The organism is Streptomyces sp. CNX435 (assembly GCF_059570575.1).
Genome location: NZ_JCANTA010000006.1, coordinates 136,632 through 152,259, shown reverse-complemented (window position 1 = coordinate 152,259; position 15,628 = coordinate 136,632). Strand labels below are relative to the sequence as shown.

Annotated in this window: 13 protein-coding genes, 1 tRNA gene and 3 pseudogenes; 9 read left to right on the top strand and 8 right to left on the bottom strand. The window is 71.8% G+C overall.

Translation table 11 applies throughout. From position 1 onward, the window contains the following. Positions 1–94: 94 nt before the first annotated feature. Together T328_RS13250 and T328_RS13245 are read left to right on the top strand one after the other, a co-directional pair. The gene (locus tag T328_RS13250) at positions 95–1,006 is read left to right on the top strand and encodes a DUF8692 domain-containing protein (protein ID WP_496496199.1); all 912 of its coding nucleotides are present in this window, start codon (positions 95–97) and stop codon (positions 1,004–1,006) included. A gap of 164 nt (positions 1,007–1,170) precedes the next feature. Next, entirely contained in the window at positions 1,171–2,223 is a 1,053-nt protein-coding gene (locus T328_RS13245; protein WP_496496198.1) for an SGNH/GDSL hydrolase family protein, read from the top strand. Positions 2,224–2,417: 194 nt separating this feature from the next. Here T328_RS13245 and T328_RS13240 read toward each other — a convergent pair whose 3' ends face one another. After that, the gene (locus T328_RS13240; protein ID WP_496496197.1) at positions 2,418–3,059 is read right to left on the bottom strand and encodes a GyrI-like domain-containing protein; all 642 of its coding nucleotides are present in this window, start codon (positions 3,057–3,059) and stop codon (positions 2,418–2,420) included. A 26-nt stretch (positions 3,060–3,085) separates the two neighbouring features. Continuing rightward, positions 3,086–3,496 (bottom strand): YybH family protein, encoded by a 411-nt coding sequence (locus T328_RS13235; RefSeq protein ID WP_496496196.1) that lies wholly within the window; start codon positions 3,494–3,496, stop codon positions 3,086–3,088. Positions 3,497–3,520: 24 nt separating this feature from the next. Here T328_RS13235 and T328_RS13230 point away from each other — a divergent pair, with 24 nt between their 5' ends. Continuing rightward, the gene (locus tag T328_RS13230) at positions 3,521–3,988 is read left to right on the top strand and encodes a winged helix-turn-helix transcriptional regulator (RefSeq protein WP_496496195.1); all 468 of its coding nucleotides are present in this window, start codon (positions 3,521–3,523) and stop codon (positions 3,986–3,988) included. Positions 3,989–4,017: 29 nt separating this feature from the next. Here the strand turns inward: T328_RS13230 and T328_RS13225 are convergent, their stop codons facing one another. Then, positions 4,018–4,482 (bottom strand): TetR/AcrR family transcriptional regulator, encoded by a 465-nt coding sequence (locus T328_RS13225; RefSeq protein WP_496496372.1) that lies wholly within the window; start codon positions 4,480–4,482, stop codon positions 4,018–4,020. Here T328_RS13225 and T328_RS13220 point away from each other — a divergent pair. Continuing rightward, positions 4,447–5,055, top strand: a pseudogene (locus T328_RS13220) (MFS transporter); the annotation flags it as partial. The gene T328_RS13225 and the pseudogene T328_RS13220 sit on opposite strands and share 36 nt — an antisense overlap. Positions 5,056–5,367: 312 nt before the next feature. Here T328_RS13220 and T328_RS13215 read toward each other — a convergent pair. The 4 genes from T328_RS13215 to T328_RS13200 form a co-directional block, all read right to left on the bottom strand. Beyond that, a complete protein-coding gene (locus T328_RS13215; RefSeq protein ID WP_496496194.1) occupies positions 5,368–7,149 on the bottom strand; it encodes a DEAD/DEAH box helicase in 1,782 nt (593 codons plus the stop codon). Positions 7,150–7,549: 400 nt separating this feature from the next. Then, on the bottom strand, positions 7,550–9,325 hold the full coding sequence (locus tag T328_RS13210; protein WP_496496193.1) for a serine/threonine-protein kinase: 1,776 nt from the start codon (positions 9,323–9,325) through the stop codon (positions 7,550–7,552). Positions 9,326–9,384: 59 nt separating this feature from the next. Further along, positions 9,385–10,842, bottom strand: coding sequence for an MFS transporter (locus T328_RS13205; protein ID WP_496496192.1), 1,458 nt, complete (start codon positions 10,840–10,842; stop codon positions 9,385–9,387). A 71-nt stretch (positions 10,843–10,913) separates the two neighbouring features. Further along, positions 10,914–11,912 carry a GlxA family transcriptional regulator gene (locus T328_RS13200; RefSeq protein ID WP_496496371.1) on the bottom strand — a complete coding sequence of 333 codons (999 nt, stop codon included), beginning with the start codon at positions 11,910–11,912 and terminating at the stop codon, positions 10,914–10,916. 107 nt (positions 11,913–12,019) lie between these two features. Between T328_RS13200 and T328_RS13195 the strand changes: the two genes are divergently transcribed. From T328_RS13195 to T328_RS13180, 4 genes and pseudogenes are all read left to right on the top strand, one after another. After that, on the top strand, positions 12,020–12,898 hold the full coding sequence (locus T328_RS13195; RefSeq protein WP_496496191.1) for an NAD(P)-dependent oxidoreductase: 879 nt from the start codon (positions 12,020–12,022) through the stop codon (positions 12,896–12,898). Continuing rightward, a complete protein-coding gene (locus T328_RS13190; RefSeq protein WP_496496190.1) occupies positions 12,895–13,374 on the top strand; it encodes a pyridoxamine 5'-phosphate oxidase family protein in 480 nt (159 codons plus the stop codon). The genes T328_RS13195 and T328_RS13190 overlap by 4 nt, the downstream gene beginning before the upstream one ends. 281 nt (positions 13,375–13,655) lie before the next feature. Continuing rightward, positions 13,656–13,727: transfer RNA gene (locus T328_RS13185), tRNA-Cys, on the top strand. Then, positions 13,687–13,845, top strand: a pseudogene (locus T328_RS13180) (hypothetical protein); the annotation flags it as partial. The gene T328_RS13185 and the pseudogene T328_RS13180, both read left to right, overlap by 41 nt. Before the next feature lie 341 nt (positions 13,846–14,186). Here T328_RS13180 and T328_RS13175 read toward each other — a convergent pair. Then, positions 14,187–14,558 (bottom strand): DUF488 domain-containing protein, encoded by a 372-nt coding sequence (locus T328_RS13175; protein ID WP_496496189.1) that lies wholly within the window; start codon positions 14,556–14,558, stop codon positions 14,187–14,189. 220 nt (positions 14,559–14,778) lie between these two features. Between T328_RS13175 and T328_RS13170 the strand changes: the two are divergent. Then, positions 14,779–15,607 (top strand): annotated as a pseudogene (locus T328_RS13170) (uracil-DNA glycosylase). Positions 15,608–15,628 lie beyond the last annotated feature (21 nt).

Sequence of the window (15,628 nt, the reverse complement as noted above, 5' to 3'; positions counted from 1 at the left end):
CGATATTCCGCTGTCGGGGGTGAGTTCACCTCATCTTTATACAAGGGCACCCCGGGCAGATCGCGCCCGCGCCGTGCCGTTAATCTCCGCGACTATGACCGAGCTTGAGATCCATCAGCCGGACGCGGACGGCACCGGCGGCGAACCCGCCGAATCCGCGTCCACGACCGAGGCTGCCGCCGAACCCGCCGAACCCGCCGGAGACGACGAAAGCGCCAGCACGCTCGCCGAAGCCGCCGAAGGCGTCCCCCCGGCCGCCCTGCCCGAGCCCAAACCCGAACCCGGGACCTCCGCCACGCGCCCGCCCGGCGGCGGTACGCGCTGGGTGCTCTGGGGCGCCGGTGGCATCACCCTCGCGGTCCTCGCCGCCGACCTCGTATCGCGCGGCATCAACGCGTACGTGGACATACCCAGCGTCCGCCGGATGCTCAACGTCGACCTCGAAGCCAACCTCGCCACCTGGTGGAACAGCACCCTCCTGCTCGCCGTCGCCGGCGTCGCGCTGGCCGCCGCGCTGCTCAGCGGGCGGGCCACCCGCCCCGGGCGGCTGTCGTGGCTCGGCTTCGCCGCCGCCACCGCCCTCCTCAGCATCGACGAGACCGTCTCGCTCCACGAGCGCCTCGGCGAGGTCGGCAAGTCGTGGAAGGAGACGGCCGGGGTGGCGCTCCCGTCGCACGCCTGGGTGCTGCCCGGTGCGATCCTCGCGGCGGCGGGCATCGTGTGCGCGGTGCTGTGGGCCAGAGGGCTGCCGCGGGACCTGCGGTGGGGGCTGCTGGTGGCCCTGGGCGTGTACCTGGGGGGTGCGCTGGTGGTCGAGGCGTTCAACGGCTGGGCGCACAAGAACGACCACAGCCTCACCCTCATGCTCGGCACCCTCGTGGAGGAGGGTCTGGAGATGGGCGCCTGCGTCGTGGCCCTCGCGGTCCTCGGCCGTTACGTCGTCCTGGAGCGCGACCCGGTCACAGGCCGCGCGACGGCCCTCCTCCGCTCTCAGGGGGTCGCCTGATCGGGGTCTCTTTGGTCTTCGGGCCTTGGGCGAGCTGAGGCGTTGCGCAAGAACACTCGGTTGCCGCACCCCAGCAACTGGAATATCACATTCCGGATGTGAGTGAATACGCAGCGTCCCGGCTCGTTCATCTCCCTCGTGGGCCTCATGGAAAGGGCAAAGCCATGCCTTCGGCCATGCGCAAGACGACGAAATCACCGATGGCACGGCGGCTGACCGCCGCAGCCGTAGCCTTGGGCAGCTGCCTGGCGCTCGCCGGCTCGGTGGCAAGTGCCGACACGGCGCCCGCCGACCCGGTACCGACCGTCTTCTTCGGCGACTCGTACACCGCCAACTTCGGCATCGCCCCCTGGCACCAGGGGAGTGGCGAGACGAGCCTCTGCTTCCAGTCGGAGGAGAACTATCCCGCCGTCGCCACCCGGCGCCTCGCGGACAAGAGCATCACGCTCGACGTCCAGTCGGACGTCTCCTGCGGAGGCACCCTCGTCCACCACTTCTGGGAAGACCAGGAGCTGCTGCCCGGCAGCGGCATGACGGTCCCGCCCCAGCAGAATGCGCTCAAGGCCGACACCCAGCTGGCCGTGGGAAGCATCGGCGGCAACACGGTGGGCTTCAGCAGCATCCTGAAGCAGTGCTCCGACAAGCTCCGGGGCTCGGACCACGGTCTGCTGCCGGGGGAGGCGGTGAACGGGAACGAGCCGGCCGCGAACTGCGCTGAGTTCTTCGCGTCCGGGGACGGAAAGCAGTGGCTGGACGGCCAGTTCGAGCGCGTCCGATGGGACCTGCAGGAGATGCTCGACCGCATCGGCTACTTCGCCCCCGACGCCATGCCGGTCCTGGTCGGCTACCCCAGGCTCGTGCCCGAGGACACCGCCAAGTGCCTGACCCCGGCGCCCGGTCAGACGGAGCTGCCGTTCGCCGACATCCCGCAGGACGCCCTGCCGGTCCTGGACCAGATCCAGAAGCGGCTGAACGACGTCACGAAGCAGGCCGTCGCTGACGTCGAAGGCGGCGCCGACTTCGTCGACCTCTACGCCCACACCGGCGGCAACACGGCGTGCGACGGCGCCGACCGGGCCATCGGCGGCCTGCTGGAGGACTCCCAGGTCGTGATCGGCGACTACCCGCTCCCCTGGTACGCGCACCCCAACGAGAAGGGCCGCGACATCCAGGCCGAGCAGGTGGCCGACAAGGCCGAAGAGGTCCTCAACCGGTAAGGGGGCACGCGCCCCCTCCGGCCGTCCCGGTCCCGGTCCCTCATCTGCACGCGGACGACGTGCAGATGAGGGACCGCGTCCGGAACCTCGGCGGTCGAGTCCCCGGGCTTCGGGGCGCCTCCGTCTGCCGGGCCCGCCTCGCGGAGCGAGGAGACGCGGCGGGGCGGACGGGCGGCCGGGCGCCCCGCCGCCCGTCAGCGCGCCGGGGCGACCGGCTGCCTGAGTACGGTCTTCAGCCTCTCCGGCCGGGCACGCCGCGGGTCGCTGAGGTAGATCTCGTGGTGATACCCGGTCATACGGAGGCCGTTCGCGGCCAGGTACTCGTCGTGCAGCCTGGCCAGCGCCGGCCCCTCGTCGTCGTACGGGCCGACGTGCAGGAGCTGGGCGCTGGTGCCCTCGTGCAGGGCCTCGGGGCGGAGGTCGGCCAGCGCGGGAAGGGCGGCGAGGCCCTTCTTGGCCAGCGCCGCCTGCCTGGCCTCCGCCACGAAGTCGTCGGTGATCCACTCGGGCAGGCTGATGAGCATGCGCCACTGCCACGCGGCCTTGTCCCGCGCGACGAACACCTCCGGGCGGTCCGCCCACCACAGCCCTTCGAGCGGTCCGACGACGAAGTCCCGCCCCAGGGTGCGCTTGCTGCCGAACTTGATCGTGTACGCGACCGCGTACAGCGCCTCGACCGCGTGGGTGTAGTCGGCGCTGGTGTTGGGATCGCCGTGGCCGTCGACGGCGATGAAGCGCTGGGCAGGGACGTCGACGAGGGCCCAGTCGGTGTTCGTGGGCGCGTAGAACTGCTTGAGCGCGCGCTTGACGTCGAACTTGCTGTCCGGTGGAGGCATCCCGATCAGCGTAGACCGCCGGGGTGTCAGGCCGCGTCCGCCGCCGTGCCGAAGGGGTTGTCGATCACGTAGCGCCAGACCCCGTCCACGCCCCGGCGCGCGACGTCGGTGGCGGTGCCCTCGATGTGGAGGTGCTCGCCGTCCGGCCCTCGGCCGTCGATGACCCAGTCGACAAGGAGCAGGGCGGTGTCTCCGGTGCCGTTGACGTACACATGCCGCGGCTGGACGCGGATGGGCACGCCCAGCGACTGGAACGCGGTGTTGGCGGCGACGAGCCGTTCGCCCGAGACGCACGTGCCCGGGCGAGGAACGAAGACGGCGTCGTCGGCGTAGATCCGGGAGAAGGTGTCGGGGCTGCCGGAGTTGAACGCGGCGGCGAAGGCGTGCGGGAGCTGCTCCGCCTCGTACGGGAGAAGGGACTGCGGGTGGCTGGTCATGGATGCAGCCAAGCCGAGCGCGACGTGGCTCACCAAACGGAAACCCACGCGCCCGGCGGAGAATGCGAGACCTGGGACGAGGAGCTGGTCCCGACGCTCGCCGGGCGCACCGCCCGGCCCGATCCGGGCTGCCCGGTGGAGGTCGCGCTGGCCGCGGTCACCGGGCGCTGGACGACCCTGGTGCTGCGGGAACTGATGTGCGGCCCGCACTCGTTCGGCGCGCTGCGCGTCCGGTTGCCGGAGATCAGCCCGAAGGTGCTCGCCGAGCGGCTGTACGCGCTGCGCGACCGCGGGCTGCTGACGCAGGAGCGGCTCCCGGGGTTTCCGGTCCGTACGCGCTACACCCTCACCCAGGCCGGCGAGGCGCTGCGGCCGCTGCTCCTGGAGCTGTACCGCACCGGGGCCGAGCTGTCCCGGCTGAGCACGTCGTACGCGCCAGACGCCTCCTACGCCTCCCACACATCACACACATCACACACATCACACACATAGACGATTCCCGCACGCCCTCGGCCGGATGACTACGGCCCCGCCTCCCGAGCCGGCAGCCCGCGCAGCAGCACACCGAGGAAGAGGTCGAAGCGCGGCGCGTCCGGGCCGAGGTCGTGGCCCCTCTGCTGGGCGCCCAGCCACTGCACGACGCCCAGGCCGAAGACGTACCAGCTCTGCTCGGCGAGGCTGTCGGAAGCGCCGGCGAGTTTGAACGCCGAGACGACGCGGTCACGCAGCCGGCCGAGCGCCTGCGCGTTGTGGCGGTGCGGCATCGCCACGTGCGCCGCGTACCCGGGCACGGCCAGGAACTGGTCGTGCATCCGCCAGGCGAGGTCCGCAAGCCACTGCCGCCAGGTGTCGGCCGTCGGCTCGGCCGTCGGCAGGATGCGCTCGACGATGACCTCGCCCACGAGGTCGAGGAGTTCGTCGCGGTTGCCGACCCACCGGTAGAGCGCCGAGTGGGAGACGCCGAGCCGCTCCGCGATGTCGCGCATGGTCACGGTCCGCAGGTCGCAGCCGAGCGCGGTCTCGACGATCTGGTCCCGGCTCAGCCGCGCCGGGCGGCCCGGCTTGGGTGTCTTCGCCTTCACGGACGCACCGCGGTCGCGCTCGCCGCCGCGTTCGGGCTCGCCGAGCGGCGCGTCGTGGCACCGCTGGTCGACCTGCGCCTGCTCGTCGGGCCGCGGCTGCTCGTCACGAACGTCGCCACCCTGGTGGTGAGCGTGGGGATGTTCGCCGCGGTCACGCTTCTCCCGCTGTACGTCCAGACACCCGCCGCCCTCGGCTACGGCTTCGGTTACTCCCCCGCCCGGACGGGGCTGTTGATGGCCCCGATCGCCGTCGGCATGCTGCTCGCGGCGCCGCTCGCGGCACGGATGTCGCGCGCCCGGGGGCCGAAGACCGCCTTCCGGTCGGGCGCCGTCCTCGCGGCTCTCGCGCTGGGCGGGCTCGGCCTGCTCCACGAGCACATCCCTGAGGTGCTGGTCTGGTGCGCTCTTCTGGGTCTGGCCTACGGCCTGGCCTTCGCCTCGCTCGGCGGCCTGGTCGTCGGCGCCGTCGGCCGGGAGCACACGGGCACGGCCACGGGCATCAACACCATCCTGCGTACCGTCGGCGGCGCTCTCGGCTCCGTGCTCGCCGCCGTGATCGTGGCGTCATCGGCAGCCGCGCCCGGCCAGCCGCCCCTGCGAATCGGGCTACACGACGGCGTTCGTCGTCGCCGGCGTCATCGCCCTCTGCGCCGCGGCCGTGACCGCGCACCGGGGCGCCGTCACGGCACGGCCTGCCCCCGAAGCCGTCACCACGGAACTCGGCGAAGGCCGTTGACTCCGCGTCGGGTACGCACTCGGCCGGCAGCCGCCGCGGGCGGTCCCCCGTGCTCACTTCATCCGGGTCGCCCACTCCCGCACCTTCGCTATCCGCTGCCGGATCTGCCCCGGCGTCGCCTCCGCGCTCGGCGGCCCGCCGCAGACGCGGCGCAGCTCCGTGTGGATCACGCCGTGCGGCTTGCCGCTCTGGTGGACGTACGCCCCGACCAGGGAGTTCAGCTCCTTGCGCAGCTCCATCAGCTCCCGGTGCGTGACCACCGGCCGCCGGTCGGCGGGCAGCTCCAGCAGGTCCGCGTCCTCCGCCGGCTTCTTCCGGCTGTGCGCGATCTGCCGCGCCTGCCGCTTCTGCAGCAGCGTCTGCACCTGGTCCGGCTCCAGCAGCCCGGGGATGCCGAGGTAGTCCTGCTCCTCCTCGCTGCCCGGGTGGGCCTGCATGCCGAACTCAGCGCCCTCGTAGACGACCCGGTCGAAGACCGCGTCCGACTCCAACGCCTCGAAGGGCAGTTCGTCCTGGTCGCCGGTGTCCTCGTCCTGCTGCTTCTCCGCCTCCGCGAGCTCCTTCTCGCTCTCGGCGTACGGATCCTCTTCGCCGTCCGGCTTCGGCTTGTCGAGGACGTGGTCGCGCTCGACCTCCATCTCGTGCGCGAAGCCGAGCAGCGCGGGGATCGTCGGCAGGAACACGGACGCGGTCTCACCGCGCCGCCGTGACCGTACGAACCGGCCCACCGCCTGCGCGAAGAACAGCGGCGTCGAGATCGTCGTCGCGTACACCCCGACCGCCAGCCGCGGCACGTCCACGCCCTCCGACACCATCCGCACCGCGACCATCCACCGGTCCTCCGACCCCGTGAACTCCTCGATGCGCTTCGAGGAACCCGCGTCGTCGGAGAGGACGACGGTGGCGCGATGGCCGGTGATCTCCTTGAGGAGCTTGGCGTAGGCGCGGGCGGAGTCCTGGTCGGCGGCGATGACGAGGCCGCCGGCGTCGGGGATGCCGTGGCGGATCTCGGTGAGGCGGCGGTCGGCGGACTTGAGGACGTTGGGCATCCAGTCGCCGCGGGGGTCGAGCGCGGTGCGCCACGCCTGGGCGGTGGCGTCCTTGGTCATCGGCTCGCCGAGGCGGGCGGCGACCTCGTCGCCGGCCTTGGTGCGCCAGCGCATGTTGCCGCTGTAGGAGAGGAAGATGACGGGTCGGACGACGCCGTCGCCGAGGGCGTTGCCGTAGCCGTACGTGTAGTCGGCGGAGGAGCGGCGGATGCCGTCGTTGCCCTCTTCGTAGACGACGAAGGGGATGGGGTTGGTGTCGGAGCGGAACGGGGTGCCGGTGAGCGCGAGCCGCCGGGTCGCGGGCTCGAACGCCTCCAGGCACGCCTCGCCCCAGGAGCGGGAGTCGCCGGCGTGGTGGATCTCGTCGAGGATGACGAGCGTCTTGCGCTGCTCGCAGCGGTTGCGGTGCAGCATGGGCCGTACGCCGACGCCGGCGTAGGTGACGGCGACGCCGTGGTAGCTCCGGCTGACCGGGCCGGCGCTGTACTCGGGGTCGAGGCGGATGCCGATGCGGGCGGCGGCCTCGGCCCACTGGGTCTTGAGGTGCTCGGTGGGCGCGACGACGGTGATCTGCTGGACGACGTGGTGGTGCAGCAGCCAGGAGGCGAGGGTGAGCGCGAAGGTCGTCTTGCCGGCGCCGGGGGTGGCGACGGCGAGGAAGTCCCGGGGCTGGGACTGCAGATAGCGGTTCATGGCCGCTTCCTGCCAGGCGCGCAGCTTGCCGGCCGTGCCCCAGGGGGCACGGCCGGGGAAGGCCGGTGAGAGGTGATGAGAGGTGGTGCTCACGGTCTCCGGGGGTCGTTCTCGGTCGGGCGGTGGGCCGGTCAGGCGGTAGGGCCGGGCGGTCGGGCCGTCGCCGACGCGCACGCCGGCGGCGGCAACCGCGTCAGCCTACCGGTGCCCGCCGTGCCACTCCCGGGGCGACCGGACGAGATTCGGCTCACACGAAGCCCGGGCGGGTGGCGTCCGGTTCGCCCAAGTCGCCCCGCCGCAGGGCCCGGAGCGCCCTGGGGCAGCCCGAGATCGCGTACGGCCACACGCTGTCCGGCACTGGCATGCTCCGCCAGGTCCAGGGCTCGCATTTCCGTTGTCCCTTTCTCACGTTCTCACGGACGGTGGCCTCTGCCCGGCCATGTGGGACAGGAGAATGAGTTGACCGCCCGACCTGCGGCCACTTCGTGCCAGGTCAGCCGGTTGTCGGGGCCTGCTCGGGCGGCTGGGCATCGTAGTTGGCCACGCCCCCGAGGAAGGTTTCGGCGGACATCGCCCAGGAGCCGTCCGCGATCATCTGGCCGATCGCCTTGTCGATGTCGTCGCGCAGCTCCGTCTCGCCCTTGGGTACCCCGACGCCGTAGAAGTTCTCGGCGCTGAGTTCCAGTCCGGCCAGCCGGTAGTCACTGGAATTCCCGCTCTGGGCGGCGTATCCGACGAGGCGGGAATCGTCGGTGGTCAGGGCATCGACCTCGCCTCTGTCCAGGGCGGTGAGGCATTCCGCGTAGGAGGCGCGCTCCGTGAGGTCCGCGCCCGGTGCGCGTCCCTCCTTCACGACCTGCGCGGAGGTGGAGCCGGTGACCGAGCACAGCTTCATGCCGTTGAGGTCCGTCACATCGGAGGCTCGGTCGTCGGCGCGCATCAGCAGGTCCTGGCGGGCGGAGAGGTAAGGGCCGGCGAAGTCGACCTCTTCTTTCCGCATGTCGGTGATCTGATAGCTCGCGACGACGAAGTCGACCTCGCCGCGCACAAGGACGTCCGTACGCTCGGTGGCAGACACTTCCCGCCACGTGATGTCCTCGACTTCGACGCCGAGTTCGCCGGCAATGTATCTGGCGACGTCGACCTCGAATCCGGCGTAGTCCCCGTCCCGGTCGCAGTAGCTCATGGTCGACCGGTCGGGCATGATGCCGATCGTCAGGCTCTCCCGCCCCCTGACACCACCGGAGCCGGACTCGGACCGGGAGTCGGTGGCGCACTCGGTCGGCGAGCCGCCCGCTGTCGCGCCGTCACCGCCCGACGGCAGCAGCCATACCGTCGTCGCCACCGCGAGCGCTCCGACGGCCAGGGCGGCCGTGGCCATCAACGAGCCCCGGCGTCGCGGCGGCGGTGCCGGGAGCGCCGGCGGCGCCACCCCGGTCAGCCGCCGGTACTCCGGTAACTCCGCCAGCGCGTACGTCACGCCGCACCGCCGGACGATATCCAGCGGGTCAGGCCGCCGCGCCGGGTCCCGGGCGACGCACTGCCGGATGAGCGCGGCCAGCCCGGATTCCACCCCGTCGACATCGATCTCGCCGTGCACGACACGGTAGCTCACAGCCGGCCACTCCCCGCCGCCGTACGGCGGCCGGCCGGTCGCGGCGGCGGCCATCGTCGCGCCAAGCGCGAACACATCCGCCGCCGGGCCCGCCTCGCCGCCCAGCAGCACCTCGGGCGCGGTATAACCGGGGGTACCCGGCATCTGCCCCGTGCGGGTGAGCTGCGTGTGCTCCGCCGCCCGGGCGATACCGAAGTCGATCAACTGCGGCCCTCCCGGGGCCAGGATGACGTTGTGCGGCTTCACGTCCCGATGCACCACCCCGTGCCCGTGCACCGCCGCCAGCGCCTCCGCCAGCGCCGCGAACAACCCCATGCACAGGGTGGGTTCGAGGGACGTGCCGCGTGATGCCTTCAGCAGCGTCGGGCCCGGCACGTACTCCGTCGCCAGCCAATACGGCGGCACGTCCAGGGAAGCACCGACGAGACGAGCGGTGTACGGGCTGCGCACCACCCGCACCGTCGCCACCTCACGCCGGAACCGGACCAGGACATCGGCATCCTCCGCGAAATCCTCGCGGATCACCTTGATCGCCACCTGCATCCCACCCGGCGACCGTCCCAGATACACCCGCCCCATGCCGCCACTACCCAGCCTGGCCAGCAGCCTGAACTCGCCCAGACGCCTGGGATCCTGGCTTCTCAACTTCTCCACGCCCACCACTCTTGCAGAGCGGCGTGCACGAGGCAGAGCAGAAGATCGGCCTGCCAACGTCAACGCGGCACCGGCGCCGCCCCCGTCGTGCGCAGCCGTCCCGCGACCGCCGCGCCGACCAGCGCCACCGCCGCCATCGGCAGCATCACCGCCACGAACGCCCCCGGCCGGGCGTCGCCGCCCGCGTCCAGTGCGCCGTGGCCGACCGCCGCGCCGCCGAGGGCGGCGAAGACGACGCCGGCGACGGCCAGCAGGACGACGTTGGCGAGGCTGTCGGAGAGCTGCAGGGCCGCGGAGTTGGTGCCCGCCTCCTCGGGGGCGGAGAGCTTCAGGAGCAGCACGCTCGTACCGGAGATGACCATCCCCATCCCGTAGCAGCCGAAGGCCCACTCGACGGCGACGATCCACACCGGCAGCGACTCCACCAGCACCAGCGGCGCGGTCGCGATGGCCGTGGCCGCCAGCACCATGCCGATCCGGACGAGCCGCGTTCGGTACGGATCCAGCCGGGGCCGGGCCTGCGTCCAAGAGCCCAGCGCCCACGTCGCGCCGCCGACGGCCAGACACATGCCGGCCTCGGTCACGGCCAGCCCGCGCTGGGTGACCAGCATCAGCGGCACGAAGCTCTCCGCGGCGATGAACGACCCCGCCGCGATGCCGCGCATCAGCACGACGGTGGGCAGCCCGCGGGCGGCGACGTACGTGCCGCGCGGCAGCAGCACGCGCACCGCGGGGACGAGCAGCGCGGCGCCGGCCAGCGCGGGCAGCAGCGAGAGCCAGCGCACGTCCTGCCCCGCGTACTGCAGCAGCCCGCCGCCGGCGGCGATGGTCAGCGCCAGCCGGATGCGGCGCCGGTCGAGGGCGGGGGGCGCGGCGGGGTCGACGGGGCCGCGGGCGCGCCGGCGGATGGCGGGGAGGGCGACGGCCAGCGGCACGACGACCAGCGGCGGTATGCCGAGGAACACCCAGCGCCACCCCAGGTGCTCGGTGACGCCCCCGGCCGCGAGCGGCCCCACGACGGACGGCACCACCCACGACGCGGCGAACGCGGCGAGGATCGACGGCCGCAGCCGCTCCGGATAGGCCCGGCTGACGGTCACGTACAACGCGACGATGACCAGCCCGCCCCCGAGCCCCTGCACGGCCCGCCCGGCGACGAACGCCCACATGGCCTGCGCGGTCCCCGATATGAGCAGCCCGACGGCGAACGCGCCGATCCCGGCGGTCAGCGGATGCAGCGGCCCGCTGCGGTCGCACCACTGACCGGAGAAGACCATGGCGAAGAGCGCGGTGGTGTAGAACGCGGAGAAGGCGTAGGCGTAGAGCCCGATGCCGTCCAGGTCGTGCGCGGCGGCGGGCATCGCGGTGCCCACGGCGGTGGCCTCGAAGGCGATGAGCAGGACGACGGTGACGATCCCGATGCTGAGCGCCCGGTACGGCCGCCGCAGCACGCCCTCGGGGGCGGCCGGGGCGCCGGTGGGGGCGACGTCGGTGTCGCGCGATTCGAGGCTGGCCATGAGCAGCAGGGTAAGGCCCGACACCGACAAGTGCCCCTGTCGATGGACGGGCACCGCCTGGTCATTTGGTCCTAGGCAGACGCCGGCGGCCTCGCCTGCGGTTGCGGCTGCCGGGGGAAGGCGCGGCGGTGGTCGGTCGGGGCGACGCCGACGTGCTTGAGGAAGTGGTGGCGGAGGTTGTTCGCCGTGCCGAGTCCGCTCAGCTCCGCGATCCGTTCGATCGGCAGGTCCGTGGACTCCAGCAGGCTCTGGGCCCGGCCGAGACGCTGGTTGAGCAGCCACCGCAGCGGCGTCGTCCCGGTGGCCTGCTGCAGCCGGCGGTAGAGGGTGCGCGGGCTCACCGCCGCCTGCCGGGCCAGGTCCTCGACCGTCAGCGGCTGGTCGAGGCGCGCCTGCGCCCACTCCAGCACGGGCGCCAGCCCTTCGTCGTCGGTGAGGGGCACCGATAGGTCGATGAACTGCGCCTGGCCGCCGGGCCGGTGGGCGGGCACCACCATGCGGCGGGCGAGCTGGTTGGCGACGTGGGCGCCGAGGTCGCGGCGGACCAGGTGCAGGCACAGGTCGAGCCCGGCGGTCATGCCCGCGCTGGTGAGCACGTCGCCGTCGTCCACGTAGAGCACCGAGTCGTCCACCCGCACCTTCGGGTAGCGCTCGGCGAGCTGGGCGGTGTGCATCCAGTGAGCGGTGGCGCGGCGGCCGTCGAGCAGCCCCGCCTCGGCCAGCGCGAACGCACCGGTGCACAGGGACACCATCCGGGCGCCCGCCTCGTACGCCCCACGCAACGCCTCGATCAGCCGCGGCGACTGCGGGACGACGTCCTCGACGCAGGCGTCCGGCACCGACGACACGATCACCGTGTCGGCGCCGGCCAGATCGTCCAGCCCGTACCGGGTACGCAGCCCGAAGCCCGCCGCGGCGGGTGGCACCGCCGACCGGTCGCCCGTGCCGCACAACCGCAGGTCGTACCACGGGTCGGCGAGATCGGGCTGCGGCATCCCGAAGACGGTGGCGGGGATGCTCACCTCGTACAGGTCCCAGAACGCGACGCCGATCTCCTCGGGCACGATCAGGGCAACGGAACCGGCGCTCACGCCCACCATCGTAATGGCAGGAATTTGGTGGTGCCGGTCACCAGTGTCACTGGCCGCGTCGGCCGCGGTGTCGCAAGCATGGACGCATGAGCACCACACCAGAACCCGTCACCGTCATCGGACTTGGCAACCTGGGCCGCGCGCTGGCCGAGACGTTCCTGAGCAACGGCCATCCCACCACCGTCTGGAACCGTTCCGCCGCTAAGACCGAGACGTTGGTCGCGGGCGGCGCGAAGGCGGCGGCCACCGCGGCCGACGCGATCGCAGCCAGCGAGCTGGTGGTCGTCGCCCTGCTGGACCCTGCGGTCGCCCGGGAGGTACTGACCGGCGCGGCTGCCGAGGCGATTCGCGGACGTGCACTGGTGAACCTCACCTCCGGCGGCCCGCAGGACGCGCGGGAGCTGGCCGGCTGGGCGGTCGAGCACGGTGCCGAGTACCTCCACGGAGCCGTCTACGCGGTGCCGCAAACGATCGGCACCACCGAGTCCTCGATCAACTACAGCGGTTCGGCCGCCCTCCACCAGCGCTGGCAGACCCGACTGGAGATCCTGGGCAAGGCCACCTTCCTCGGCGCCGACCCCGGTCGCGCCTCGGGCTACGACGTGGCCATCCTCGCTGGGATGTACGGCATGCTCGGCGGCTTCCTGCACGCCACCGCGCTGGCGCGGGCAGCCGGCGTCGGCGCAACCGAGCTCACCCCGATGCTGGTGTCCTGGCTGACGGATGTCTTTCCGGCCCTCGCCACCTTCGCCGACGAGATCGACGGCGGGGACTACACCACCGAGGAGTCCAGCCTGGCCATGAACCAGTCCGGCCTGGCCACGGTCATCGCGGCCAGTACGTCGCTGGGCATCCCGGCGTCGCTCCTCTTCCCGCTCAGGGAGCTGATCGACCAGCAGGTCGCCGCCGGCCACGGCGCCGCCAGCCTCGCACGAGCCGTCGAATCGCTCAGGAGCGATGTATGAGCACGACCGTGCGGTATTTCACCGACGTCGAAACCGAGTTCAACGCGTACGTCGGAGCCATCAACTACGCCACCATGGTCACGGTCGACGCCGGGAACCGCCCGCGGACCCGAGTACTCATCCCGGTATGGGAGAAGATCGACGGTCAACCACGCGGCTGGCTGGCCACCTACAAGACCCCGGTCAAAACAGCACACATAGCTGGTAACCCACACACCAACTTCTCCTACCGGGCTCCGGGAAACAACTCGGTCGCCATCGACGCCCTTGCCGAGTGGGACAACACCTTGCCGACCAAGAAACTCGTGTGGGACCTCTACCGCAGGACGAGCCCCCGCGGCGCCGGCTACCCCCTCGGCAACTTCTGGACCACGCCAGCAGACCCGCAGCTGCACGTACTCCGCCTGACGCCGTGGCGCATCAAGGTCATCCGGGGCAGCGACCTGCGCAGCCGAATCTGGCGCACGGCGGACTGAACACCGACGCAAGAAGCCATCAGCCTGGCGCCGCCGGGCCAGGTGGCCCCGTTGTACGGGGCGAGCACCCCTCCCGTCTCCGAATCGATCCGCTCACCAGTGCTCTCAGCGATGCTGCTCTCCCGCACGTCCGCCTGCGCCGGCGCCGGAACTCCGATGCGTGCCTGCACGCCCCCGGCCCCACACCCCACCCGTGTGCACACCCTGTTGCCACCGTGTGACATCCCCCCGCTCCGCATTGAGCCGTGCCCCTCCCCCACTTACGCTCGATCCGGAAGCAAGGCCGTGTGCCCGAGTGGCTGAGGGGCTCGCCTGCAAAGCGAGTTACGTGGGTTCGAATCCCGCCACGGCCTCAGCGCCGGTGCCCAGGTAGACGAAGGTGCGGCTTTCTCTGCGGCGTACTGCCGCGACGCGAACATCTCCCCGTACGCACTGACCCCGCAGATTCAGCAGCTGGAACGAGACCTCCAGGGGCAGCTCCTGATCCGCGGGCAGCGCGGACACTGGATGCGGCTGACTGACTTCGGCAAGAACGTCCTGGCCGTGGCCCGCCCGTACGCCGGCCAGTTCGTCGCACGCCGGCCCGGCGGACAGCCCTACGGTGCCGAACGCGGGGACCGCCTCGGACAAGCACGATCTCAGAGCTCGCCCAGCGTCAGCAGCGCCATGGTGGAGGCGATCACGACGCCGTTGCCGAGCAGCGCGATCGTCAGCGCCTGCCGCAGCACCTGCGGCGCCAGCGCCGCGCACGACGCACCGGGCCGAGCGTTCGATGGCGGTGACGCGGTGGTCGCTTGCCCGATTCTGACGGATCAGGTGGAGGAGCCGCTGCCGGTGAGCCATTCGGCCAGTACGGCCGCTTGGCTGTGGTCCACGTCCTTGCTGGCGGTCAGCAGGGTGAGCCTGTCGTGGCTTGCCAGGTCACTCAGATGCTCGGCTGCCTGCCGGTGTCCGGGGTCGCGTAGTTCGGCCATGTAGCGGCGGCGGAACTCGGGGTAGCGGCTGGGTTCGTGGCTGTACCACTTGCGGAGTTCTGTCGAGGGCGCGACATCGCGCAGCCATTCGTCCAGGTGGGCGTCTTCTTTGCGCATGCCCCGTGGCCAGACGCGGTCGACGAGTATCCGCTTGCCGTCCTTGGCGGAGGTCTCCTCATAGACTCTGCGGTAGGTGATCTTCTTGGTCATCATCCGCACCTTTCCGGGGCAGGCCGCCCTGCCCTGTGAGCTGGGAGCGCCGTGCTATCCGGTGAGTTCGCGCGAGCGGCGGCCGGCGTGAGCGGGCCACCGGTCGGCGTGACTTCGACACATGTCCAGTTCGTCCATTTTATGGGTGATTGACCCAGCTGGCAGGTCGTCGGCTGACGACGGCCGTCCGGCGAGGCACAGCGAGGAGAGGACCGAGCGTATGCGGAGCGGCCGACCCGGTAGCGGTGGGCAGAGGCCGTACACGTCACCCACGCCGGAGGAGCGTAGCTTTCCGGCCGTGACCGCGCCGCGGATGGATGCCGTCTCGGGGCTGGACGCGGCGGTCGCCACCTGCCGGGCGTGCCCACGGCTGGTGGCCTGGCGCGAGGAGGTCGGCCGGGTCAAGCGCAGGGCGTTCCAGGACTGGGACTACTGGGCCCGCCCGGTGTCCGGCTTCGGCCCTCCGGACGCGCCACTGGTGATCATCGGGCTGGCTCCGGCCGCGCACGGCGGCAACCGCACCGGACGCATCTTCACCGGGGACCCCCTCCGGTGACGTGCTCTATCCCGCTCTGCACGCGGTGGGGCTTGCGTCCCAGCCCACGGCCACACACCGCGGTGACGGGATGGAACTGCTCGGTGTGCGGATCACGGTCCCGGTGCACTGCGCACCGCCCGCCAACCGCCCTACCACCACGGAGCGCGACACCTGCCGCCCCTGGCTCGCACGCGAGCTGCGATTGCTGCGGCCGGCCCTGCGGGCGATCATCGTGCTCGGCGGGTTCGCCTGGCAGGCGCTGCTGCCGGTGCTCCAGGCAGCCGGGTTCCAGCTGCCGCGTCCGCGGCCGGCCTTCGGGCACAGGGCCCACGTCGTGCTCGGCGACGCTCACGGAGACCGGCGGGTGCACCTGTTGGGTTGCTACCACCCCAGTCAGCGCAACATCTCCACCGGCAGACTGACCTCTGCCATGCTGCGCGATGTGCTGCGGCGCGGCGCCGCGATCGCCGGGCTACCGGATGGGCAGGGCCGGGGCGGGAGGGCCGGGTGATCCACCGGCCGGAGCGACGTG